The organism is Sphingomonas hengshuiensis (genome assembly GCF_000935025.1).
Classification (GTDB): Bacteria; Pseudomonadota; Alphaproteobacteria; order Sphingomonadales; family Sphingomonadaceae; genus Sphingomonas; species Sphingomonas hengshuiensis.
On record NZ_CP010836.1, the window covers coordinates 990,607 to 1,015,042 of the forward strand.

The 24,436-nt window shown below is 65.4% G+C and carries 17 protein-coding genes; 9 read left to right on the forward strand and 8 right to left on the reverse strand.

Annotated features, from left to right (window positions below; all coding sequences use genetic code 11):
• Window positions 1-63: 63 nt before the first annotated feature.
• Both TS85_RS25210 and TS85_RS04405 read left to right on the forward strand, forming a co-directional pair.
• Entirely contained in the window at window positions 64-423 is a 360-nt protein-coding gene (locus TS85_RS25210) for a hypothetical protein (RefSeq protein ID WP_044330647.1), read from the forward strand.
• Window positions 424-431: 8 nt separating this feature from the next.
• Window positions 432-3,575, forward strand: a complete 3,144-nt coding sequence (locus tag TS85_RS04405; RefSeq protein ID WP_044330648.1) for a sensor histidine kinase — start codon at window positions 432-434, stop codon at window positions 3,573-3,575.
• 4 nt (window positions 3,576-3,579) lie between these two features.
• Here TS85_RS04405 and TS85_RS04410 read toward each other — a convergent pair whose 3' ends face one another.
• The gene (locus tag TS85_RS04410; RefSeq protein WP_052508099.1) at window positions 3,580-4,206 is read right to left on the reverse strand and encodes a response regulator transcription factor; all 627 of its coding nucleotides are present in this window, start codon (window positions 4,204-4,206) and stop codon (window positions 3,580-3,582) included.
• 11 nt (window positions 4,207-4,217) lie between these two features.
• A complete protein-coding gene (locus tag TS85_RS04415; RefSeq protein WP_044330650.1) occupies window positions 4,218-5,714 on the reverse strand; it encodes a PAS domain-containing sensor histidine kinase in 1,497 nt (498 codons plus the stop codon).
• Window positions 5,715-5,924: 210 nt separating this feature from the next.
• On the opposite strand from TS85_RS04415, the gene TS85_RS25750 reads away from it, so the two are divergent.
• Window positions 5,925-6,164, forward strand: coding sequence for a transposase (locus TS85_RS25750; protein ID WP_162184697.1), 240 nt, complete (start codon window positions 5,925-5,927; stop codon window positions 6,162-6,164).
• A 43-nt stretch (window positions 6,165-6,207) separates the two neighbouring features.
• Here the strand turns inward: TS85_RS25750 and TS85_RS04425 are convergent, their stop codons facing one another.
• From TS85_RS04425 to TS85_RS04435, 3 genes are read right to left on the reverse strand one after another with little or no spacing between them, the layout of a single operon-like run.
• A complete protein-coding gene (locus tag TS85_RS04425; RefSeq protein ID WP_052507740.1) occupies window positions 6,208-6,861 on the reverse strand; it encodes a hypothetical protein in 654 nt (217 codons plus the stop codon).
• Between the two features lie 57 nt (window positions 6,862-6,918).
• Window positions 6,919-9,555: a two-partner secretion domain-containing protein gene (locus tag TS85_RS26320; protein ID WP_052507741.1), complete on the reverse strand. Its 2,637-nt coding sequence runs from the start codon at window positions 9,553-9,555 to the stop codon at window positions 6,919-6,921.
• A 57-nt stretch (window positions 9,556-9,612) separates the two neighbouring features.
• On the reverse strand, window positions 9,613-11,277 hold the full coding sequence (locus tag TS85_RS04435) for a ShlB/FhaC/HecB family hemolysin secretion/activation protein (protein WP_044335839.1): 1,665 nt from the start codon (window positions 11,275-11,277) through the stop codon (window positions 9,613-9,615).
• 620 nt (window positions 11,278-11,897) lie between these two features.
• On the opposite strand from TS85_RS04435, the gene TS85_RS23985 reads away from it, so the two are divergent.
• Window positions 11,898-13,550: a DUF6065 family protein gene (locus TS85_RS23985; RefSeq protein WP_155006299.1), complete on the forward strand. Its 1,653-nt coding sequence runs from the start codon at window positions 11,898-11,900 to the stop codon at window positions 13,548-13,550.
• A 199-nt stretch (window positions 13,551-13,749) separates the two neighbouring features.
• Here the strand turns inward: TS85_RS23985 and TS85_RS24505 are convergent, their stop codons facing one another.
• The 3 genes from TS85_RS24505 to TS85_RS04460 all read right to left on the reverse strand — a co-directional run bounded on the left by TS85_RS24505 (window position 13,750) and on the right by TS85_RS04460 (window position 17,527).
• Window positions 13,750-15,648, reverse strand: a complete 1,899-nt coding sequence (locus tag TS85_RS24505) for an alpha/beta hydrolase-fold protein (protein WP_077228448.1) — start codon at window positions 15,646-15,648, stop codon at window positions 13,750-13,752.
• 98 nt (window positions 15,649-15,746) lie between these two features.
• Window positions 15,747-16,466: a LytR/AlgR family response regulator transcription factor gene (locus tag TS85_RS04455; protein ID WP_044330651.1), complete on the reverse strand. Its 720-nt coding sequence runs from the start codon at window positions 16,464-16,466 to the stop codon at window positions 15,747-15,749.
• Window positions 16,463-17,527, reverse strand: coding sequence for a sensor histidine kinase (locus TS85_RS04460; protein WP_044330652.1), 1,065 nt, complete (start codon window positions 17,525-17,527; stop codon window positions 16,463-16,465). The genes TS85_RS04455 and TS85_RS04460 overlap by 4 nt, the downstream gene beginning before the upstream one ends.
• A 248-nt stretch (window positions 17,528-17,775) precedes the next feature.
• Between TS85_RS04460 and TS85_RS04465 the strand changes: the two genes are divergently transcribed.
• From TS85_RS04465 to TS85_RS04485, 5 genes are all read left to right on the forward strand, one after another.
• Window positions 17,776-20,109 carry a TonB-dependent receptor gene (locus TS85_RS04465; RefSeq protein WP_077228449.1) on the forward strand — a complete coding sequence of 778 codons (2,334 nt, stop codon included), beginning with the start codon at window positions 17,776-17,778 and terminating at the stop codon, window positions 20,107-20,109.
• Between the two features lie 5 nt (window positions 20,110-20,114).
• Complete coding sequence (locus TS85_RS04470; RefSeq protein WP_044330655.1) at window positions 20,115-20,882, forward strand: SDR family NAD(P)-dependent oxidoreductase; 768 nt, start codon at window positions 20,115-20,117, stop codon at window positions 20,880-20,882.
• A gap of 126 nt (window positions 20,883-21,008) precedes the next feature.
• Complete coding sequence (locus tag TS85_RS04475; protein WP_044330656.1) at window positions 21,009-22,238, forward strand: MFS transporter; 1,230 nt, start codon at window positions 21,009-21,011, stop codon at window positions 22,236-22,238.
• A gap of 98 nt (window positions 22,239-22,336) precedes the next feature.
• Window positions 22,337-23,482 (forward strand): amidohydrolase family protein, encoded by a 1,146-nt coding sequence (locus TS85_RS04480; RefSeq protein WP_044330658.1) that lies wholly within the window; start codon window positions 22,337-22,339, stop codon window positions 23,480-23,482.
• A gap of 83 nt (window positions 23,483-23,565) precedes the next feature.
• Window positions 23,566-24,435 carry a CoA transferase subunit A gene (locus TS85_RS04485; protein WP_044330659.1) on the forward strand — a complete coding sequence of 290 codons (870 nt, stop codon included), beginning with the start codon at window positions 23,566-23,568 and terminating at the stop codon, window positions 24,433-24,435.
• Window position 24,436 lies beyond the last annotated feature (1 nt).

A 24,436-nucleotide genomic window follows, 5' to 3' on the forward strand; every position in this document is an offset into this window, starting at 1 on the left:
GGGTGAGTGTTTGAAAGCAGGTTCGGGGGTTTGACAGGGGGGCGCCAGGCACCATGAATCGGCATGGATTCAGACCCTTCGTCCTTTCCCCCCGGGCGCGCCGGCCAAGGACTGCTTATTCTGCGGGGCGTCGTCGCTCTGCTCCTGCTGCTTTGCACTGCCAGCGGGGGCAATGGCGCGACGGTGCATGGCATTGCCATTGGCGCCGCGGCGCTGATCGTGGTCGGGTTTTGCACCCGGTGTTCGGCTTGGGCCGCGCTGGCGCTGATTATTGCGTCGGCCGAGTGGACACCGGGTCCTTTGCTGGTGGCCAGCCTGGCCCTCGCCTTGGCTTTGACCGGCCCCGGATCGCTGTCGCTGGACGCCCGGCTATACGGGCGGCGCACTATCCGACTGCTCCCGCGCGATCGGGACGATGCATGAGGGCAGGCATGGCGTCGCGTCACGATCACGCCGCCGCGATCGAAACAACGGCGATGCACGAGATGCTGGCCGATCGTCCGCCGCGCGTATATCCCGTTCGGCGTCGGTCATTCGAGGGTTGGAGCGGGATGCGTTCGTACGCGCGGATGGCGATGCTGGCGATCGTCGCATGGGCGTCGCTGACCGCTGCCGCGCCGAGCTTGCCCGTGATGCCTGGATATAAGCGCACCAGCTTCACCGTTGAGGAAGGCGCCCCGAGCAGCGTCACTTCGATCGCCCAGACGACCGATGGCTTCCTGTGGATCGGGACCGCCCAGGGCCTGTGGCGCTTCGACGGGGTCCGTTTCGAGCGGATGCCGGCGCTGGAGAAGACCGGCGGCTCGGGCGTACGCACGCTGCTCGACACCCGACGGGGCGAGCTGTGGATCGGTTATGGCTTTGGCGGCCTCGCCCGCAGCAGAGGCGGCCGTGTGCTTCCTGCCTCTCCGGGCGAGGCGCCCAGGCGCTGGACCGACAGCCTGTCTGAAGCGCCCGACGGCGCAATCTGGGCGGTGAGTTCGGGCTCCCTGTATCGCCATGCCGGCGAACGCTGGATCAGGCGCACCTATCCCGAACTTGGGCAGCCGATCCAGGCGCTTGCCGCGCGCGACGGCTCGGTCTGGGCTTGCCTTCGCAACGACGACACACACCGCCTGATACGCATTGATCCGGTCACCTTTGCGCCGACGCTTGTCGCCCAGCTGGACGAGGTCTGCGCGCTTAGCCGCGATAGCGGGGCCGGCGTCCTGGTCGGGGATCGGAAGCAAATCCGCCGGTTCGAGGCGGGCCGTCCTACGGGCCGCACGGTCGCGCTTCTCCCAGAGGGCCTGCCGGATCCTGCAATCGGCGTCGGGCGGAATGGCGATGCTTGGGTGGCAAGCCTTTCACGCCGGATCTTCAAATTTACCTTGCCCGGCAGCGCCCCGAGAGCCGCAAGTGAGGCGGCGGTTTTCGAGAGTGCGCCCGGCGATGCCCATTATGCCACTGCGCCGTTCCAGGACCGCGAGGGCAATTGGTGGGTAGGCACCGATCGCGGGATCGACCGCTTCCACCCGGTGGACGTGGTCCATAACAGCGCGGTCGACACGCAATTGCGGGCAGTCGGTCCTACAGAGTCGCGAGCGTACCAGGTCTTTGCCGATGGGCGCAAAACCATATTCCTGCGGGTCGATCGCCGCTTTTTCCGAATCGCTGGCGATGGCAAGGCTGTGCCGCTGGCGACCGCAAGCCTGGGTCCGGACGATATCGCCTGCGCGGCGCGGGACGCGGGGTTGTGGGTCCGCACGGCGCCCGATGGGGTGCGTCTTTTCGGCGGCGAGCGCCCCCGAAGCGTTCGGATACCGCCGGCAGACCGACCGCTCGCAACCTCGTCGCGGTGTTTCGAGGATCGCGACGGGCGGCTGTGGCTGGGGATGCCGTCGCACGGCCTTATTCGATACGATCGGAACGATCGAAACCCGCAGGCGATGGCGTTCGACGATCGTCCGAATGCCTTTCCCTATATGGTGGCGCAGGGCCGCAACGGCGTGATCACCTATATTGGCTATGGCTATACCGCGGCGTTCGACGGACGCCGGTTCCGCACGCTGATCGGGTATGAGCGCAACCCGTTCACCTTTATCGGCGCGATCCTGCAGCGTCCCGACGGATTGCTGATTGGCGGCGAAAGCGGGCTGGGCATTCTGCGCGACGGTCGTATCCGGATGGTGCCGGCGGGGGAGAACGGCGTCTTCGGCGACGTATCGGGGCTGGTGCAGAACGCGGCGGGCGAGACCTGGCTGCAATCGCAGGCCGGGCTGGTGCGGGTGCCCTCCGCCGACTTGTCCGCGCGGATCGAGGGGCGGTCGGGCGCGTTCAAACCGCGCATCTTCGACCAGGATGACGGAGTGATCGGCCTTAGCAGCGTCCGCGGTTTCACCGATCTGGTCGAGGCCGTCGATGGACGCCTGTGGTTCGCCAACCGGACCGGCATCTATTCGCTCGACCCACGCCGCATCGCGCGCAACGCGCTGCCGCCGCCGGTCCTGATACGGGCAATCGCGGTGGACGGCAGACCCATAACCCCGGCGCCGTCGCTGGACTTGCCCGCCGGCACCCGCAGCCTCCAGATCGATTTCACCGCGACCAGCCTCGGCGTGCCGCGGCGCGTATCGTTCCGCTACCGCCTGGCCGGGGTCGATGCCGGCTGGGTCGATCCGGGGGCTCGGCGGCAGGCAATCTATACCGGGCTTGGCCCCGGCCGCTATCGCTTTCAGGTTATCGCCAGCAACGATGACGGCGTCTGGAACCCGACGGGCGCAATCCTGGAGATCGTCATCCCGCCGACCTTCATCGAATCGCGCCGGTTCATTCTGCTGTGCGTGGTCGCTGCGCTCGCGATCGGCTGGCTGGTCTATGCGCTGCGCATTCGCCGCCTGAACCAGCGTTTCGACGCGCTGCTGCGCGAACGGCTCAACGAACGTGAACGGATCGCGCGCGATCTGCACGACACCTTGTTGCAGGGTCTTCAGGGGCTCATGCTGCGCTTTCAAGCGGTGGCCAATCGGTTGCCGGCCGATAACACGCTGCGCGGCGCGGTCGACGATGCACTCGATCGCGCCGAGGCCGTGATCGTGGAAGGCCGCAACAAGGTGCGCGATCTGCGCAGCGAGACCAGCGACCTCCCGCTGGAGCGCCGGATAAGCGAGATGCTTGAAGCCGCGGCGCAGGACAGCGCCGTGCGAACCACGCTCACGGTTGAGGGAACCACCCGACCGCTCTCCCGCCGCGCGGCGGGAGAGGCGTCTGCGATCGCCGCGGAGGCGCTGCGCAATGCCCATCGCCACGCTGCGGCACAGCATGTCGAAGTGGTCGTTACCTATGGCCTCGCCGCGCTGACCCTGACAATTCGCGACGATGGTCGCGGCATCGATCCGGACGAAGTGGCTGCGAAGCGACGCGACGGGCATTTTGGTCTTATCGGCATGGAAGAGCGCGCGGTGCGCGCCGGCGGGACGCTGCGCATCTCCACGCGCCGCGGACGGGGCACCGAGATCGTGCTGACGATACCTGCTCTGGCCGCATATGGGCGGGGGCGCACCGCCCGCACGGTTGCCACGCACGAAGCGGACTGAAATCCTAAGCCACGGGCAGATGCGCGGCGATCTCCCTCCAGGCGCTGATCAATTCCCCGATCGTGGTCACCGCCATCTTGCGCATCACATTGCCGCGATGAAGCTTGACCGTGACTTCGCTGATCGAAAGATCATAGGCTACCTGCTTGTTGAGCCTGCCCTGCGCGACCAACTCCATTACCTCGCGCTCGCGCGGCGTCAGCGATGCGTGGCGCTCGAGCAGGCGATCGGTGATGCGCATTTCGGCGCGGCGCGTGCGGTCGCGGGCGATCCCGACCGATACCGCGTCGAGCAGAGTCTGATCCCGCACCGGCTTGGTGAGAAAATCGACCGCCCCGGCCTTCATAGCATCCACCGACATCGGAATGTCGCCATATCCGGTAAGAAATATGATCGGCTTGGCATCGCGCTCCGTCAGCAGCCGATGCTGGAGTTCGAGACCGCTGCCTCCCGGCATCCGGACGTCGAGGATCAAACAACCCGGCCGGTCCTCGCGGTCTGCCGCCAGCAACTCGCGCGGCGAGGCATAGCTGACCGCGTCGATCCCGACCGATTCGAGTAGTTCCTGAAGCGCGGCGCGCACCGCGCCGTCGTCGTCGACGATCAGCACCAGCGGTTGCGGATGGGGCATGGCGGCTTCCTTCATGCGGGGAGGGGGAGCGAGAACAGCATGCGCGTACCCTGCGGCGCCGCTGGCTCGGCCTGGAGGTCGCCGCCATGGGCACGCGCGATCGAGCGGCAGATCGCCAGGCCCATGCCCATGCCCTGCGCCTTGGTGGTGACGAAGGGCTCGAAGGCAGCGTCGGCGTCGTCGAAGCCACTGCCGAAATCGCGGACCTCGAGGCACATATGCGTGTCGGTGCGGCGCGTCGCGAGCTCCAGGCGGCGGACCGCGCTTTCCTCCATGGCCTCCGCGCCGTTGCGCATCAGATTGACCAGCAGCTGCTGGATCTGGACCCGATCGACGGCAAGGGGCGGGAGGTCGGGATCCAGCGACATCGACACCTCCACCCCATGCGCACGCATCTCATCGTCGAGCAGCGCGTGCGCTTCGGCGACGATATGGTTGAGCTGGCCGGGTATACGCTGCTCGCCGGTCTGGCAGAACAGCGCGCGAATCCGATCGACCACCTGCGCGCCGGCAAAGCCGTCGCGGACGATACGGGCGATGATCTGGCGCGCCCGGTCGAGATTGGGCGGGTCTGCCGCCAGCCAGCGCTGGCACGCCTGGGCATTGGTGACGACCGCGGCGAGCGGCTGGCTGACCTCGTGCGCGATCGACGCCGAAAGCGCTGACAGGTTAGCCGCCTGCGAGGCACGCGCCAGCCGCTCGCGCGCGGTGCGTAGCGCCTCGCGATCACGAAGTTCGTCCTCGATGTCGCGTGATACGCCGTACCAGCGAACGATCCGCCCCACATCGTCGCAGAGCGGCTCAGCCTTGCCCTCCACCCAGCGATAGCTGCCATCCGCGCAACGATGGCGATAGCGCATCGCGAAGGGCGCGCCGGTGGCGAACGCATTGCCCAGCGCCGCGCCCACCGCAACTGCGTCCTCGGGATGCACGGTCTGCGCGACTGCCGCTGCAAGCCGCGACCGGTCGGGGTCGTCGAGATCGGCCAGTTCGATCCCGGCCCATTCGGACAGCCGGCGATTGATGAACACGGGCTCACCGGTGGCGGTGGTGCTCCAGATCAGCACCGGCACCGTGTCCGCCAGCCGAACGAGCTCGTGCTCGCGCTCGCGCAATATGGTCTCGAGGCGCTTGAATTCGTCGATATCGATGATCGTGCCATACCAGTCGGTGATCGCGCCGCTGGCATCGCGCACCGGAACGCCGTCGCATTGGCACCAGCGATAGGATCCGTCGGCGCCACGCATGCGCTGCTGCGAGAAATAGGGCTTTCCCGTGCGCAGGCTCTCGGCCCAGGCGCCCAGCGCAGCGACGGCGTCGTCGGGGTGCACCGCATCGACATAGTTGAAGCTGCCATCGGCATTGACGCGATGGTCCTCGATCCGCGCGCCCTGCCATTCGAGGAAGCGCGGATCGAGATGCAGGAAGTTGCCTGCAAAATCGGCGCGCCAGGCGAAGGCGGGCAGGTGCTCGGCGGAAGCGCGGGTGATGGGGCGTCCGGTTAGCATGTTCCGTCGCGATCAGCCCGCCATGCGGGGCCGCAGCGGTCTACTATCGGATCCATAATTTCCCTTCCTCCCATCGCTCGACAGCGCACATCATCGCACGCACTGCACAGCGCGACATACCGCACTCCGCTAGTTTGCGATCCCCCGTTCGGGGGATGCCAACGGCGATCCGCACGGCATCAGGCGCGGGAACGGGCGGGCCCGTCTGACGTGCCTCCCGCTTTTCCTCCAGTTGACGCCGGAGTCCTGCCCCGGAGAAGGGACGGACAGAGGAAGCGGGAGCGGTTTTCGGAAGAGCAGAGTATCCGCACCCGGAAGGGGGCTGAGGCTGGCGCGGCGGTGACCGATCCGTGCCGTCGGCACGGGATGTCGAGCGCGACCTATTGCGCGTGGAAGGCCAAGTTCGGCGCCATCGAGGTGTCCGACGCGAAGGGGCTGCGCGCGCTCTAGGAGGAGAACGCTCGGTCGCGCCCTGTCCGCGAGGATGCGATCCTCACGGGATGCGTCCCGCCGGCGCGCGGGGCTCGCCCATCGCGAACACCGCCTCGATCGGGCGCGTCTCCGGCAGGATATAGACGATGCCGACCGTTCCCTTGAAAAGGGGCATGATGACGCTGTCGTAGAATCGCGCGGGGACGTTGATGCAGCCATAGCTGATCCGATTGTCGAGCGGCGTCGGCGATGCGAGGCGGGCGTGGCGCCGATCCGATGGCTTCCCCGCAATGACGCGATGCATCGACAGCGCGGCGTCATAGTCGATCCAGAGAAGATCCTGTTTGAGATCGTGGCCAAGCGCCGCTTCGAACCGGCCCGCCGGCGTGGTGCGCTCTGCCGGCTTTATCGTCGCCAGCGCGCGCGCACCGATTCCCGCCACCTCGTCATCCGCGCGCGCCAGACCCAGCAGTGCGGGCGCGGCGCCCCGGATCTTGGCCTGCGCATCGAAGACGAACACCATTGCGCCGGCCTTGTCGATGATCACGAACGGCAGCCCGCGATGGTCCCCCGACGCGGCTACCCAGTTCGCCAGCCGCTGTGTGTCGTTCGACGCGACTTGCCCGGAAAACTCGACCTGTGCCCGTGGGGCGGCCTGCGTCTCGGGCGGCCACGGTTGCGCGACCGCAGGTTGGACGCAGGTAAGCGCTGCCATCCAACCCCATCGCAGACCGCAAAGCGCCCGCATTTTGGCCGTCACGGACCCCATCGCTCAGTTCCGTGAGGGTTTGCGCGGATAGACCGGAACAGGCGGCGGCGTGGGCACCGGCGGCGGTGCCGGCGGCGTCTCGTACAGGGGTGGGGTGACCGGAGGCGGCGGGGGCGGCGGGATCACGGTCAATGGCGGACCCGGGGGCGGGGGGACGACAATCACGAGACCAGGCGGCGGCGACGGGAATTCTTCAACCGGCGGCAGCCCGGTGAGAGGCTGCGGCGGCGTGGGTGGCGGGGGTATCGGCGTCGGGGTCGGTGTTGGGGTCGGAGTTGGAGTTGGGGTCGGAGTTGGGGTCGGGGTTGGGGTCGGAGTTGGGGTCGGGGTTGGGGTCGGAGTTGGGGTCGGGGTTGGGGTCGGAGTTGGGGTCGGGGTTGGGGTCGGAGTTGGGGTCGGGGTTGGGGTCGGAGTTGGGGTCGGGGTTGGGGTTGGAGTTGGCGTCGGAGTTGGGGTTGGGGTCGGAGTTGGGGTTGGGGTCGGAGTTGGGGTTGGGGTCGGAGTTGGAGTTGGGGTTGGGGTCGGAGTTGGGGTTGGAGTTGGGGTTGGGGTCGGCGTCGGGGTCGGGGTCGGCGTTGGAGTTGGAGTTGGGGTTGGGGTCGGCGTCGGGGTCGGGGTCGGCGTTGGGGTCGGAGTTGGGGTCGGCGTCGGCGTCGGCGTCGGGGTTGGCGTCGGAGTAGGGACCGCAGTGATGTTGCCCGTCGTCCTCGCGCCGGGCGTGCAGCAGGAGTCGGCGAGCGCGTATTGCTCGGCATTGGCACCAGCAAGCGTATATCCGGAATAGGTGATCCCCACGCCTTCGCCGACAGTCGATGTGTCGAACTCCGCACTGGCCGAAGGACCCGCCACCAGGGTAACGCCAGCCGGAAGACCGGACTCCGCCGTGGTGTTGAACCCGGACAGGATGGCGGTGTTCGTGCCGTCGAAAACCTTGTCGCCCTTGGGGAAGAGCAGCATCTTCTGCGTCACGGTCGCGCCCTCGGTCAGCACGAAATGGGTCGAGAAGTCGGTCGGGGCCGCATAGGAGGGCGGATTGTAATAGATGTTGACCGGCGCGACCGTGACGGTCGTCGGCGGTGCGGCCGCGGCGAACAGGATCGTTCCGCCGGCGGTTCCCGGTCCGCTGCCGTCGGCGCCGGCGATCAGCGTCAATCCGACCGGCAGGCCAAGGCTTTGCGCGGGGATGACCGTGCCGCGGGTCAGCGTGATCGCCGCGGCGATTTCGACGTCATGGCCTGCGCACAGCCGGATATTGCCGTCGGTGGTGGTGATGGGGTGAAAGACGCGGATCGTCTGCCCGGCGTTCAGCGAGATGCTGCCATTGACCGTGGTCAGCGGCGCGTTGACGATGACGTCGCGACCGCAGCAGGCCAGGATGTTGCCGTTGGTGGCGCTGATCGGCGCATTGATCAGGAGATCGCGAAAGGCATTCATCGTCAGCGTGGTCGGCGTCCCGGATGCGGTCCAGGCGATCGCGTCGTTGATGATGATGTCGCCATTGCCGGCGGTGGTGTCGCCCGCCGCCGGAATCGTGCTGATCACGACGTTGTTGGTCACCAACTGCACCGACAGCGTCGCGCCCGAGATGTTGCCGCCCGCACCGACGATGAAGTCCGCAGGATCGATCAGCCAGGTGCCGGTCGTGCCGAGTGTGGCAGCGGTGGTGATCCGGGCATCCGCCGCGACGGTCACGGTTGCCGCCGACGTTTCAATGAAGCCGCCGTCGCCGCCCCCGGGGGCGCTGGCGTCCAGCGTGCCGTCGACCGTCACCGTACCGCTCTGCATGTCGCCGAGCAGCACGATCCTGCCCTCCCGCGTACCCAGCGTGCGCGCCTCGATGATCCCGCTGTTGTTGACCACCGTGCCGAGCAGGTCGCCGGCCGCCTGCGCGGTCAGTGTCACTTGCCCGCCATCGGCCTGGAGCAGACCGCCATTCTGGACGAGCGCTTTGACCGCGCCCTTGTCGATCGTCACGTTGAGCAGTCCGTCGCCCGCCACGTCGAGTGTGATCGCCTCGCCCGCTGCGAGTGCGACGGTGCCCAGCGTGGCGCGGATCACGCCGCGGTTGTCGACGCGCGCGCCGAGCAAAGCGACATAGCCGCCATCGGCGGTGATCGTGCCCTCGTTCCGCACCACGCCGCCGCTTCCGGAAAAGGCATAATTTCCCGCCATGAAATCGGCGTCCGAAATATCGAGCGTCGACGCGACAAGACCGCCGACATTGACGCTGGCACCCTTGCCGAACACCACGCCATTGGGGTTGACCAGGAACACCTTGCCGTTCGCGCTGAGCGACCCGAGGATGCTCGACACATCGGGACCGAGCACGCGATTGAGCGCCACCGCGCTGCTATTGGGCTGGACGAACACGACCTTGCCGGTCTCGCCGATCGAGAAGTTCTGCCAGTTGAGCGCCGCGCTCTGGCTGGTCTGTTGCACAGTCACGGTGTCGGCGCCCGTCGTGACCGTGGCGGCGCCCGCGACGACCTCTCCGCCCGTGGGGAGGACCGGGGCCTGCTGGGCCCTGGCCGGCGCCATAAGCGCGATCGGCGTGACGAGTCCGATCGTCGCCAGGCCGGCGAGTCTTACGAGGGCGCTCGATCCGAAGAGAGCGCGCCTGGAGCGGCCGATGCTGTTCATGCTGTTATCCTTCACGCGGAATCGGAGACGATTGCCCCCGGGCACTGTCGTTGGTGGTCAGAACTGCTTCACGACCTGAAACCAGAAGCGTCCGTCCTTGTCGGGAGCGGAAGTGGCGGGGCCGGTGCCCAGTTTTCGCGCGTAGCTGGTGCGGATCAGCAGGCCCTGCGGTCCGGCCCAGTTGATGCCGGCACCATAGCCGCTGCGGCGCGCATGGTTCGATCCGGTGAACCAGGGGTCCTGCGCGTAGCGTACCTCGCCGGTGTCGATGAAGGCGGCCAGCTCGAACTGGCCGGGCAGCCGGTTCGAGTCTCCGCCAAGCTGGAGGCGTGCCTCGATCGTCGCGATATAGCCGGAATCGCCAAAGGCCTCGCCCTCGGGATAGGCGCGGACGCCGTAAGCGCCGCCCAGTTCCATCTTTTCCGAGCTGTCGAGATTGTCGAAGGCGATTTGCGCGCGCGCCGCTGCATAGAGCGAAAACGGGCCGACGACCGATTGCAGACGCGCGACGCTGGATTGCAGCTTGTTGAACGTGCCCGCGCTGCGGGCCGTGCTCGCATCGATCGCGCGTTCGGGCGCGCTGCGAATATCGAGGGTGCCGATCGTCCAGCCGAGCGAATAGACCGTCGATCCGCCACCGGCCCAATCGTCGCGCCAGTCACCAGCCAGGCCCAGCGTGACTTCGCCGATGTGCTTGTTGGAATCGGTCGACACGACCCTTATCCGGTCGCGCAGCACTTTATAATCGATAGCGGCCAGTGCGTAGAGGTTCGCGCGTCGCGATCGGATGACGGGATAACGACCATAAGCGCTGACGATGTCGGCGGTGCCGGTGCCGTCGAGCGCTTCGAATTCCCGGCCGAGCGAATAGCGCAGATGGGCATAGGACACCCCCAGCGTCAAATTGCCGACCGGCGCCTGGTAGAAAGCGCGACCATAGGCCAGTCCGGCATCGGATGCGAGCAGGCGGACGCCGAGCTGATCGCCGATCCCGAACGGATTATTGAGGTTGATCGATCCGCCGAAGCGATAGATGCCGGTGTAGCGGCTCCCGCCATTGTCGGCCTCTACCGTGCCGCTGATGAGCGGTCCCGGCGTGACATCGACGATCAGGTCGGACGTTCCGGCCGCCGTCCCGGGGCTCAGCGTCGCGCGTGTACGAATTCCGGGGATGTCGGAAAGCAGCAGCAGCCGCCGTTCGAGCGGAGCATTGGTGACCAGCGCGCCGGGCGAAAGGCCGCGCAGCACGGCATTCGGGACGCGATCGGCGATCCGGGCCTCGTTGCGCAGCTGGATCGACCCGTAGCGCCCTTCGATGATTTCGATCGTGACGGCACCGTCCTGCACGTCCTGCGCCGGCAGATAGGCCTGCGCCAGGATGAAGCCGCGCCGATGATAATAATCGGCGATCCGCGCCGCGAACCCACGAAGTTCGGGCAAGGTGAGGTCGGTCCCGGCCGCGAACCCGGTCGCGCCGCGCAGGTCTGTCTCGGCAAAGGCGGTGTTGCCGGTGATGTGGAGCGCGGTGACGCGAACCGACTGACCTGCCGGCGCGGAATCGGGCTGGGCCGCTAGCTTCCCGACGTCAAGGATGGGGGGCGATTTGGGCGGCGCCGGCGGCTGGGGGAGCTGCTGGAGTTGGGTCCCTGCGCTCGGTCGCTGCTGGGCATGCGCAACCATCGGCAGGAACACTGCCAGCGCAAGATATCGGGACTTTAGCATGATCATTTCGCCAGCTGACAGATACGCAGCCGTGAACCGCTCCACGCAGCAGGGAAGCAGTCACGTAACCAGAATTTCGGCTTAGAAACTCGCCAAATAATTCGAAAAACTGCGCGTATAACGGGAGTATACGAAAAATTTTTTCCATCAGGCGGGAGTGGAACCCTTTAATATTGCAAAGGTTCCAGAACAAAAGTTATCTTATGATTTCACAAAATTATAACGACTGGAAACGAGTATATTACCTGCATAGTCTTGAATAATTGAGAAAATGTCGGTGTAAACTCGCGTATTTCCAGATTTAATTTCAGAGACTCTTAAAATAGAATAATATGCTATTTATTCAAAATAACTGTCTATATTCAAAATGATAATGCAATATGTGGGGATAATGCGCCGCGTAAAACTACCTAGGTAAAAGTGGCGCAGATTGACGAAGATCTAGGCGTTATTTTTGTCTCTACGGTGGTGTCGGGTTCGCATAATTTATGCGCGCCGGGTCCTTCAACTCTGTCAGGGTGCGCCGGCGCCCGGACCCTGCGTGGCATCGCGCGCTGGGCGCATCGCTCGCGATACGCGGGCCCGTAAGGCCCAGGGCTGGCCTAACAAGGGAGAGATCGATGGAATTGTCATGCTTCCTGTATCCGGGCTGGGAACCTCGAATCCGCCCCGCCGTCGCGCAGCGCGGCTGGATGGACGACGCGCCGGAATCCTTCCCGTATCGCTGCCTCCCGCTGGGCATCGCCAACAGCCATGGCTGGGAAATCCTGAGCCCTTGCGGGTTTGAAGCGGTCTGGAACGGTGGCAATGCCGCGGATGACGTCGTGCTGTGCGTCGATGACGGCGCGCGGCCCGACAAGGTGCCCGTCGCGCTGTTCGGCCAGGGGATCGTCACCCTCCACATCGAAGGTCTGTTCCGGACCGCGCCGGGCTGGAACCTGTATGTGTCGGGGCCGCCGAACGTCTTCAAGGATGGCGCCGCGCCCTTGACCGCGATCATCGAGACCGATTGGTCGCCCTATAGCTTCACGATGAACTGGCGGCTGACGCGCCCGCATCAGCGGGTACGGTTTGAGGAGAACGAGCCGATCGCGCATGTTTTCCCGGTGCAGCGCGGGCTGGTCGAGAGCGTCATGCCATCGTTCGTCGCGATCGAAGACGACCCCGAACTCAAGGCGAGGTTCGAGCAATGGTCGACGGCGCGCGACGCATTTCACGCCGAGGTGCTGGCGAACCCACCCCAGCGACCCGCCGATCGGTGGCAGAAATTCTATTTTCGCGGGCACAATCCCGACGGTATTTGTCCGATCACAGACCATGGGACCAAGCTTCAGCCCCGCGCCTTCGCGCATCCCGAACTTACCGGGGGGGCGGTGGAGGCGATGCGTCCGCCGGTGCGCGAAAGTCCGCCTCCCGCCGCGGCGGCGGGTTCCGAAACAGAGGGTCCGTGCGCCAAATATGCGTGGCTGCTCGATACGCTTGAGCAACAACGCGCGCTATCCGCCGCGGCAAGCGGGATCGCCCGTCGTGCAAATCTGACCGGCGAGAATTTTCTCGACGCTTATTATGCGCCCGGACGGCCTGTCGTGATTTCCGGTGAAATCGAGGATTGGCCGGCGCGGCGGCTATGGAGCGCGGCATATTTGCGCAACCAGATCGGCGATGCACCGATCGAGTATCAAGGCGGGCGGTCGGCGAGCGGCGATTTCGAGCGCTATAAGGACGATCACAAGCGGCAGATGCCGTTCGGCCGCTTCATCGAGGCGATCGAGGCGGATCCGGGCAACGATGCCTATATCACTGCCTACAACTCGGCGAGCAACGCCGCTGCCCTATCCCCGCTGCATGCCGATATCGGCCGGCTGGACAAGTTTCTGGCGGAGAGCGTCGAGAATCCAGGCGGCATGCTGTGGATCGGCCCGCAAGGAACCTTCACGGCGCTCCATCACGATCTGACCAATAACCTGTTGGTCCAGGTGCTGGGACGCAAGCGCGTCATCCTCGCCGCCGCGACGGAGATTCCCAAACTTTACAACGACACCCACGTTTTCAGCAGGGTTCGGGACGTGACCGATCCCAACCTTGATCTTGTCGAGTTCGCCAGTTTGCGCGGCGTGCGCTTTCACGACGTGACGCTGATGCCGGGCGACGCACTGTTCATTCCCATTGGCTGGTGGCACCAGGTGCAATCGCTCGATTTTTCGGTATCCATCACCTTCACCAACTTTCATTGGCGCAATGATTTCTACAAGGACTATCCGGCGGAATCCTGAAGGCGTTCGCCGTGCTGCACTGAACCTTAGAGGCCGTTTGGAAATGCGCTGAGGCGCATTTCGCGGCACCGGCTCGCTACTTGTTTTGCGGCTTTCGGTCAGAGCGGACGCTCCGCTTTGCATGGACAGGTCGTCGATTGACCGAGCTAATGCCTGCTCCTGAGCAACATTGCCTACCAGGCGCACCGGGGACGCCGCCTCAAAGGGGCGGGACGACATAGTCGTGTGTTCCGATTTGGCGATGCAGCTTGAGCGCGCCATCGCCCTGGCGCTGCCACAGCCGGATGCCGCCGCCCTTGACGATGCCCGACTGGCCGCCCGCGGTCCAATCGACGCGGAATTTTGGATATTCGATCAGCCATGCACCGTGATTTTCGAACGCCAGGGTCCACACCCGCACGTCGCGGAAGGTCGCGCCGCTTCCTGCTGCGGTATAGGCGGTCAGATAGGGGCGGATCTCGGCCATGCCGCGTTTGGGCGTATCGGCGAAGGGCATGAAGATGGCGTCGTCGGTGTAATCCACGAGCTTTGCCTCGACATCCTTGGTCCGCACCGCCTCGGCGTCGCGGTCGTTTCGCGCTCGCAGAAATTCGCTAAGTGCCCGGTCGGCCACGGCTGGCGGGATAGCCGACGACTCCGGTATCGCAGTGTAGAAGCCCGCGGGGTCGGCCAGCGGGCGGAAATAGCCCCAAATGTCGGCCTTGAGCCTGAGGCTGCCGTCCCGCTCGACGCCCCAGACATAAGCGTATTTTCCCCGCTCCTCGTCGGCGCGGTCGGACCAGCGGATCGTGAAGGTTCCGATCTCGACCAATGTGTCGCCCAGGTCGAAGACTTCGCTTGCGACGGGCACATAATCGGTCACCTGCCGCCGTTCGCGCATGGCGCGGTGATAGGCGGCAATCTGGCGGGTGCCCTGCAGCACCGGCTGATATTCGGGCATGCTCAACGCGTCGGCGCGGTAGAGGCGGGCACGCGCATCGGCATCGTTGGAGAGCATCGTCTCGCGCAGCTTTGCATGTGCGGCGTTGATGCGTTCGCCAGGCGTTACGGGCGGCTCGAACAGCAGGGTTCGCGCGAAGAACGGGAGAAGATCGGTGTAGAAGCGACCCTGTTCGCCCCAATGCCGGTCGCGAAAGCCGCCGCCATGCTCCTCGGCTTCGTGCGGTACGCCATATTCGGCGAGGAGATTGGAGAAGGCCTGCGCGCCATAGACGTGATCGACCAGCGTGTCCTGACGCCCCCAGTCGAACTTGAGGCCCCGCAGCGATTTGAGATTGTCGGCATAAGCGGGGAGCAAGGCCGTGAGCGCGAACCCCTGTTGAAAGCGCGCCATTTTGTCGCTGTCGACCACGATGCGCCCGTCCACGCGCCGCGCCGGTGGATCGAAGAACAGCGGCGGCCGGTTCGGGTTGGGCGCGAAGGCCTGATAGATCGACGTGAAGATCAGCGAGAAGCCGTCGTCCTTCAGATCATCGAGCGACGTCGCGCGCGCCATGCGCTCGAAGTTCGGGCGGCTGTGCGTCGGCTGGATATTGGGGCCGGTCGCCACCGGCTGCATGCCATAGACCGCCCCGAACACTTCCGGATGGCGCATGCCGAAGCGGATCGCGCCATACGCCCCCGGGCCGTCCCCCGCGATCCCGCGCGAATCCCGGGTGGCGAGCGTGCGGTAGGTGGCATCCACGTGCGGCACCAGCTCGCGCACCATGAAGTCTTCCCAATTGCCCGTCGCGGGCGAGTTCACGTACCACGCGCTGCCCGCGGGGGTCGTGAAGTCGGCGGTCACGACGATGACGTCGCCGATCAAACCCTGCGCGATAGCCTTGTCCAGCAACGTCTTGGCACCGTGGCTGGCGAACGGCTCGCGCTGATCCTCGAAGAAATAGTTGAGGAAATAGACGACCGGGAAACGCTTGCCCGGCTCGGCGTAGCGCGGCGGCAGGTAGATCGTGATATTGCGTACCGGCGAGATGCCGATCTTGCTGCCGGCGAAGCTCGCGGACCGGATCTGCCCGGTCTCCAGCCTGCCTTGTGCCTGTGCTGGCGCGCCGAGCATGATGGCGAGCAACATCGCCATCAGCCTGTAACCCCATTTCATCGGCCAGCCCTCCCTCATGGTGCAGGGGAGAGAGGCCCGCCCCGCGGTGCGAGGCAACGGCGTTTCGCCGGGCGGGACCGGCGCGTCGCCGAACGGGATCAGCGCGCGAGGAACAGGCCGATCGGCTTGCGATATCGCCGGCTGAACCGCAGTTCCGCACCGCACGTCAGCCGCACCATGCCGTCGCCGTGCGTGCCGGGGACAATCTCGGCGAGCCGATCAAGCCGGACGATGACCGAGCGATGGATGCGCGCGAATTCCGTACCGGGCAGCCGCGCCCCCAGCGACGCCAGCGATTCATCGAGCAGCATCGCGCGTCCCCGGCTATGGACCTCGGCATAGTCGCCCGCTGCACCGATCCAGTCGATCTCATCCAGCCGGATCAGCCGGGCGGTGCCGTTGCCCCGCACCACCAGCCGGGGCTGCGCGCCGAGCAGGCGGCGATGCTGATCGCCCGTGCCGATCTGCCGCCGCACCCGCTCGATCACGCGGGCAAAGCGCTGGTCGTCGAACGGCTTGAGCAAATAGTCGAGCGCCTCCGCCTCGAACGCGCGCACCGCATAGGCATCGAACGCCGTCACGAACACGACCAGCGGCATCGCATCCACGCCGATGGCGTCGATCACGCCGAAGCCGTCCATCGCGGGCATCTGGACGTCGAGGAATAGCAGATCGGGTCGCAACGTGCCGATTGCAGCCACCGCTTCCGCCCCGTGCCCCGCCTCGCCGACCAGTTCGAAATCGCCGAACCCGGCCAGCGACTGGCGCACAGCGCGGCGTGCCAGCGGCTCGTCATCGACGATCAGTGTCCGGATCATCGCGGCACCAGTATGGTGACGCGAAACCCTTCGCCCGGCGCGGTGTCGATCGCAAGCGACTGGCGCTCGCCGTAGAGCTGGCGCAACCGCAGCCGTGCGTTGCCGAGCCCGACACCTTCACGGATCGCAGCCGCGCCAATGCCGTCGTCGGCGACGCTGATGCCCAGCATGTCGCCGACCGGCATCGCCTCGATCGTCAGCGTGCCGCCCGCGACGGAGGGTGCGATCCCGTGGCGCACCGCATTCTCCACCAACGGCTGGAGCAGCAGCGCGGGCACCTGGACGGTCAGCATTTCGGGCGCGATGGCGCGGACGATCCGCAGCCGCTCGCCCAACCGCGCTTCCTCGATCGCCAGATAGGTGTCGGTAAAGTCGAGCTCGTCGGCGAGCGCGCTCTGCTGCGACCTGCGCTGGTCGATCGACAGCCGCAGCAGATCGCCCAGCCGCGCGATCAACCGCTGGGCCACGATCGGATCGTCGGGCACCAGCGCAGAAATGGCGTTGAGCGTGTTGAACAGGAAGTGCGGCTGCACCTGCGCGCGCAGTGCCGCGGTTTCCGCTTCTGCGAGCTGCGCCTCCAACCGCGCCTCCGCGACTTCGCGATCGCGCATCGTCCGATAGGCACGCGCGCCGAGCACGATCGCGACAAGGATCGCGTAGATCATCAGATGGACATGGATGCTGGTCGCCAGCTTCGTGATGAGCAGCGCACTGCTCCACGGCGCCCAGGGCGCGCGGAAATAGAGCATCGCGTTTATCGCGCTGTAGAGCGCCGCGTGCAGTACCGCGAAGACCAGCCCGAAGGCCAGATGGATGGCAAGCAGCCTGCCCAGCCGCCGTTCGTCGGCGAACGCGCGCGCCACCGCCACGACACCGGGCGTCAGTGCTGCCCAGGCCGAATACCAGATCAGCCCATTGACCAATGCCTGCCCCAGCGCGAGCCTGGGGCCACCCGCGAAACCCGCAGCATAGGTCTGGAACGCCGTCACCACCGCGACCGCCAGCCACACGGCCCAGATGCCCAGAGTGCGTAGGACGCCTTTCCGATGCGCTGCGGTCATGGCCAATCATGCACAATCGCCCGACATTGAACAGTCGTGTGGTTATGTACGGCAAGTCCTGCAAATTGCGGCCGGGCACGCTGGCTAGGCGGCTTGTCGTAGATCAGCTTTCGTCATCAGCGACGGCGGCTGCGCACCGGCAGATGCCCAATTTGCATTGGAGCTGTGCCGGTTTCAGATTTGTCCTTCGCGGAACCTCTCCTACAACCCGTTCAAACTAAAAAAAACCGGGAGAGGGAATCTTGACCATGCGGAGCACGCGCGCGCCTGGACGGCGCCACGGCATAGTATTGCTTTCGTCGGCGGCCGTCGTCGGATTGGCGACGATGCCGGCCATGGCGCAGGAGCGGAGCGCCGCCGCGACGCAGCAGGCGGCTGATCCCGGACCCGATCTCGACCAGGGCCAGATCGAGGACATCATCGTCACGGCGCGGCGGCGTGCGGAAAGCGCGCAGGATACGCCGCTGTCGATCAGCGCGATCTCCAGCGATCAGCTTCAGCAGCTCAACATCGTTCGTATCGAAGGCATTACCCAGCTCGCCCCCAGCCTGCGCGTCACCCAGGCGAGCGGCAGCGGCAATGCGCCCGCAATCTATATCCGCGGCATCGGCACGCTATCGACGGCGCTCTATGTCGAGCCTGCAGTCGGGATCTATGTCGATGGCGTGTACACGCCGCGTCCCAGCGGCAATACCTTCGACCTTCCCGACATCTCCAGTGTCGAGGTGCTGCGCGGGCCGCAGGGCACGTTGTTCGGTCGCAATACGACGGGCGGCGCGATCCTGCTGTCGACGCGCAACCCGACGCCCGAATTCGGGATGAAGGCGGATTTCTCCTATGGTTCGTATAATGAGCTTATCGCTTCGTCGGTCGTTCAGCTTGGCCGCCTGGGCAACTCGCCGTTCATGGCGAAGGTGTCGGCCCAGGTCCATTCGCGCGACGGCTGGGTGGAAGCGCCGGGCTATTCTCCGGCGAAATGGGGCGGGGCGCTCGACAGCTTCGGCGTCGGCGGTGCAATCCGGGGCGAGATGGGCGATTTCACGCTCGACCTGCGCGGTCGCTACAATGACCTGATTTCCTATACCGGCTGGGAAGCACTGGCGGGTACGGCGGTCGGCAAGGCCTATTTCGGCAATGCGGGCGTCGCCAATAACCGGCCCTTCCCGATCGGCGTGGGACCGCGCGATTATAGCTATCGCGACCCTCGCAGCGACGCGAAGTCGCAGGTCAAGACCTGGGGCGGCGTGCTGACCGCGCAATATGATTTCAGCGCAGCGTTCCAGGTCAAATCGATCACCGGCTACAACAATATCGACCAGAATCTGCGCGGCAACATCGGCGGCGGATCGACGCTGGGCATTGTCGCAAATCCGGCGGTTCCGGGACAGTTCGTCGAATCGGTGACGCCGCACGTGACCCCGAACAACCCCGGCACGCAGAAGCAGTTTACCCAGGAGCTTCAGTTGCTCGGCGACGTCGGCGACTTCAACTATCTGCTTGGCCTGTATTATTATGACGAGAAGGTCGACGAGACGATCACCACGATCCTCAATTCGCCGCTCTCGGCCACTACGGCGATCCGGCTCAATCGCAGCACCAGCTATTCGATCGATTCGACCTCGCTCGCCGGCTTCGCCCAGATCGGATGGAAGCCATCCTTCGCCGGTGGCCGGCTCGAACTCGTCGGCGGGATCCGCTATACCGAGGACAAGAAGACGCTGAGTTCTCGCTCGGTATCGACCACCACCACCACCACGATCCTCACCCAGGCGCGCAAAGACAAATGGGACAATGTCGGCTGGATGGGGTCGATCAGCTACCAACTGGTGCCGGGGGTCCTGGTCTATGGCCGCGGCGCTTCTGCCTATCGATCGGGCGGATACAACGCACCGACAGTGGGTGCGCCGCCGTTCGGCCCGGAAACCGCGCGCAGCTACGAACTGGGCGTCAAGAGCGACTTGTTCGATCGCCACGTGCGCTTCAACGCCGCGGTCTATCAGACCGATTATGACGATCTCCAGGTCAACGGCTACAACATCGCGACCAACACCAACCAGCTCACCAATGCGGGCAAGGCGCGCTATCGCGGCTTCGAAGTAGAGGCGCAGGCCGGGCTCGGCGGGTTTCGGATCGACGGCAATGTCGGCTATGTCGATCCGCAGTATAGCGAATATATCATCGCCGTGGCGGGCAAGCCGACCAACGTCGCGGATCAGGCGGCGTTCGCGAACGTGCCCAACTGGACCTATCATGCCGGCGCGCAATATGCGTTGGAGACGGCGTCGGCCGGCAAGTTCACGCTGCGCGGCGATTTCACCGGAAAGGGCAATGCGCCGACCTATTCGCTGATCTCGCAGGCGCCCAATACTGCGCAGGTCCCGCTGTATGGCGTCGAATCCAACGTCAGCCTGCGCCTCCTCTGGAATGGCACGATCCAGGGCCGCAAGATGCGCGCCCAGATTTTCGCCGAGAACCTGACCGACAATCGCTTTCTGACCTTCGCAACCGATTTCGGCGCGATCATGTCGGGCGTGTACAACCGTCCGCGCTATTACGGCGCCTCGATCGGGATCGATTTCTGATCGAGTTGCCAAAGCCCAGGGGCGCTCCCGGCGATCAGTCGCTGGGCGCGCTCTGGCGTCTCGATGGCAAGGTGGCGGTGGTGACTGGCGCGGCGTCGGGGATCGGCCGTGCCGTGGCCCGGCACCTCGCCGATGCGGGCGCACGGACGATCCCGATCGATCGCCAGCCGATCGAGAGCGCGGGCGCGTTGGCGATAACCGCCGATGTTTCGGATTGGGAGGGACTGGAACGCGCAGTGGCCGCGACCTTCGCCAGCACGCCCCCTGATATTCTGGTCAATGCGGCGGGTCTGTTTCCCTCGCGCGGCGTGCTCGATCTGGACGAAGCGCATTGGGACCTGCTGCTCGATGTCAATCTGAAGGGCGCAGTGCGCATGTCGCAACTGGCCGCCCGGGCGATGGTCAAGGCGGGCAAGGGCGGCGCGATCGTCAACATCGGATCGGTCCAGGCCAGCCGCCCCACGGCGGGCAAGGCGGCCTATGCCGCGTCGAAGGCCGGGCTGGAGGCGATCACCCGCGTGCTGGCGCGTGAGCTGGCGGATGCGGCGATCCGCGTCAACGCGGTGGCGCCGGGGCCAGTGCTCACCGAAGCGGCGCTCGTGCGCATCGCCGAAATCGAAGCTTCGGGAGGTGCCTTTCCCCCGCGCGAGGGGCGTAGCCCGCCGGGACGCCCCGACGAAATTGCGCGCGTCGTTCATTTCCTCGCCAGCCCCGCCGCATCGTTCGTGACCGGCGCGGTGTGGGTGGCGGATGGCGGCTCGACGCTGGATTGAGCGTCCCATCCGACCCGCCGATGCAGCTTCGGCACCGGAGAAATGCCCGATTGGAAACGGCCATTGCACAAGGGTGATGCTAGCCTTCAGTATAGCCGAATAATAAAGATAGAGAGGATTGCACGCATGGCCACGATCTCGGTCCTCGCCCAGGATCCGCCGGTTACGTCGCCGGCTGCGGAACTGCCTGCGTGGCGCCGCATCCTGATCATCGTCATCCTGCTGACCGGCGGCATAAAATCGGCGCTGGCCTTCACCACGGTCGTTCCCGCGCTCCAGCTTATCGCGCAGGAATATAGCGGGACCGGCGATTCGGTGCTGAGCGCCCAGTTTGTCGTCACGCTCGCGCCGATCGGCATGGCGTTGGCCGGGCTGCTCGCCGGGGCCATCGTCTCCTCGTCCAATCTGCGCGGCATGATGTTCGGCAGCCTGGCCGTCTGCACGATGGCGGGCCTGCTGCAACTCGTGCCGATGAACTATTACGCACTGCTGGCCAGCCGCTTCGTGCTCGGCTTCAGCGCGGTGCTGGCCGATGTCGCGATGACCAGCATTCTCGCCGCGCAGTTCGGCGGGGCGTTCCGATCCAAGCTGATCGGCTATCGCCAGGCGATTTCGTCGATCGGCACCGTGTCCACCATGCTGCTGGCCGGCTGGCTGGCCCAAACCTATGGCTGGCGCGCGCCGGGCATCATGTTCCTGCTGCCGGGCGTGATGCTCGCGGCGGCGATTTTCGCGTTCAACAAGCCGATCACGCTGGAGCGCCAGGCCGCCGCTGCGGGCGAGCGTTTCTCGATCTGGCAGCTCTGGCCGCTGCTGCTGCTTTCGCTGGTCATGTCGATCGGTCACACCATGCCGTCGTTCCAGATGCCCTTCCTGCTGCGGGAGAATGGCATCACCAGCGCGGTGCTGGTGTCGCGCGTACCCGCGCTCAGTTCGGCGATCTCCATTCTGGCGGCATTCGCCTTCGGCTTCGTCTATGCCCGGCTCGGCGCCTGGACGCTGGTGATTTCCGCCACGCTGATGGGGATCGGCTTCATCGGCGCGGGGCTCGTGCCCAGCTATGAACTGGTGCTGCTCTGCGTGGTGATCGAGGGAGTCGGGGCGGGGTGGACGATGCCGTTCTTCCTCAACCGGGTTCTCGACAAGGCCAGTCCGGCCCAGCGCAATTACGGGATCGGCATCGTCCAGTCGTCGCTGTTCCTGGGCCATTTCCTCAACCCGATCCTGACCGCGCCGATCCGGCTCAACTTCGGCATCCATGGCACGTTCGTCGCGGTCGGCTCTGCGCTGGTGACCGTCGCGGTGTTGATCGCGGCATGGACGATGGCGACGCGCGGGGGGCGGCGCGGGATCTAGAATCGCCGGTTTTTTAGGGCGCTGCGGCACGTCCGCCGCATTGACCCTCGCTGGACCCAACGCTAACATATAAAAGATAGCAATGTAGGAGTTTGGATATGCCTTTGGGAAGTTCGCGGCTGATCTCTGCCGACAGCCATTTCAACGAGCCGGGTGACCTGTTCACCAAGCGCGTTGCCGAGAAGTTCAAGCGCCGTGCGCCCCGGATGGAGAGCTTTCCGGAAGGCGATGGCTGGATTTTCGAAGGGCTCGACGGTCCGCGCAATTTCGGCTGGAACGCCTGTGCCGGACTACCGCCCGAAGAGACCAAGGCATGGATGCGTTTCGACGATATGCGCAAAGGAGGCTGGGACCCCGCCGAGCGGCTGAAGGAGCAGGATCGCGACGGCGTCACCGCCGAAGTCATGTATCCCACACCGTCGATCCAGGCGGCGATCGCCCTGGTCGAGGATGAGGAGCTCCACCTCGCGCTGGTGCGGGCGTATAATGACTGGGTCTCGGAATATGTCGCTTACGACCCGGCGCGCTTCTGCGGCCTGGTGTTCCTCCCCAATCGCGGCGGCGTGAAGGTCGCGGTCGACGAGATGAACCGCGTGCTCGGCCGCCCCGGCATGCGCGCGGTGATGGCCCAGGCCTATCCGACCGGCACGACGGTGATGACCGACGAGCATGATTATCTGTGGGCGGCGATCCACGAGCGCGACGTCAGCTTCAACATCCACGTCGCGCTCGGCATCTACAAGCCGAGCCCGCACAAGGCGAAGCTCCCCGGCTATGGCCGGTTCTTCGACGCGCCCAACCGCTGCATCGAATTCATCTTCAACGGCGTGTTCGATCGCTATCCGAACCTGAAGGTCGCCTTTGCCGAAGTCGATTTCGGCTGGGTGCCCTATGTGAAGGAGCAGATCGACAACAATTATCAGCGGCTTGAGAAGGTCAACCAGTTCGGCCTTGAGCGGCTGCCGTCCGAATATATCGATGAGCATTTCTATTTCGGCTACATGACCGACAGCTTCGGGCTCAACAACCTCAACTATATGAACCCCGAACGGGTGCTGTGGTCGACCGACTATCCGCACATAAGCGCCGATTATCCCTATAGCTGGCGCACGATCCAGGCGTCGATGTCCGGCGTGCCCGGCCCGGTAAAGGCCGCGATCCTCCACGAGAATGCGGCGAAGCTCTATGGCTTCCCCGATGTCGCGGCCAAGGTGGAGAGCCGCCCGGCGCTCGCCGCCGAGTAAGCCAAGTCCCGTTCCTCCGTGCAGGCCGCGAGTCCGGCCTGCACGGATCGTTTTCGCGCGCCCGGCGTCGCTGAAGGAAAAGCATGTTTGACAAGAGGATGACGGTCGACGCGATCGTCGATCAGCTGTGCGATGGCATGACCATCGCCATTGGCGGCTGGGCGACGCGGCGAAAGCCGATGGCGCTGGTCCGGGCAATTGCCCGCTCCAATCTCAAGGACCTGACGGTGATCGCCTATGGCGGCCCCGATGTCGGCATCCTCGCCGCCTGTGGCAAGCTGCGCCTGCTCGTCTTCGCATTCGTCTCGATGGACCAGATTCCTATCGAGCCGCACTTCAGGGCCGCGCGCCAGGCGGGCCTGGAGGTGTGGGAAATGGACGAGGGGATGCTCCATTGGGGCCTGCGCGCGGCGGCGATGGGGCTGCCGTTCCTGCCGACCCGTGTGGGCATCGGGACCGCGATTGCTGACGACCCGCGGTTCAAGACGGTAACCAGCCCTTACGGCGATGGCGAGACGCTGATCGCGATGCCCGCGATCAAGCCCGACGTCGCGCTGCTCCACGTTCATCGCAGCGACGAGAAGGGCAATGTCCTGACGCTCTCGCCCGATCCGTTCTTCGACGAACTGATGGCGCGCGCTGCCGAACAGACCTTCGTGACGACCGAGCAGGTCGTCTCGACCGCAGAGCTGGATCTGCCGGCCAATGCGCGCTTCCATCTGGTCGAGCGGGCGTTGATCGCGGGCGTCGCGGAGGTGCCCTTCGGCGCTCACCCGACCAGCGCCGCGCCGGACTATCACCTCGATCTCGCCCATCTGCGCAGCTACGCCGCCGCCGAGGGGGAGGCGTGGGACGCCTATCGCGCGCGCTATATCGGCGTGGATGCCCCCTCCTATCTGGCGGCGGTCGGCGGGGCGGATGCGATCCGCGCCATTCCCGCACCGAACTATTGAG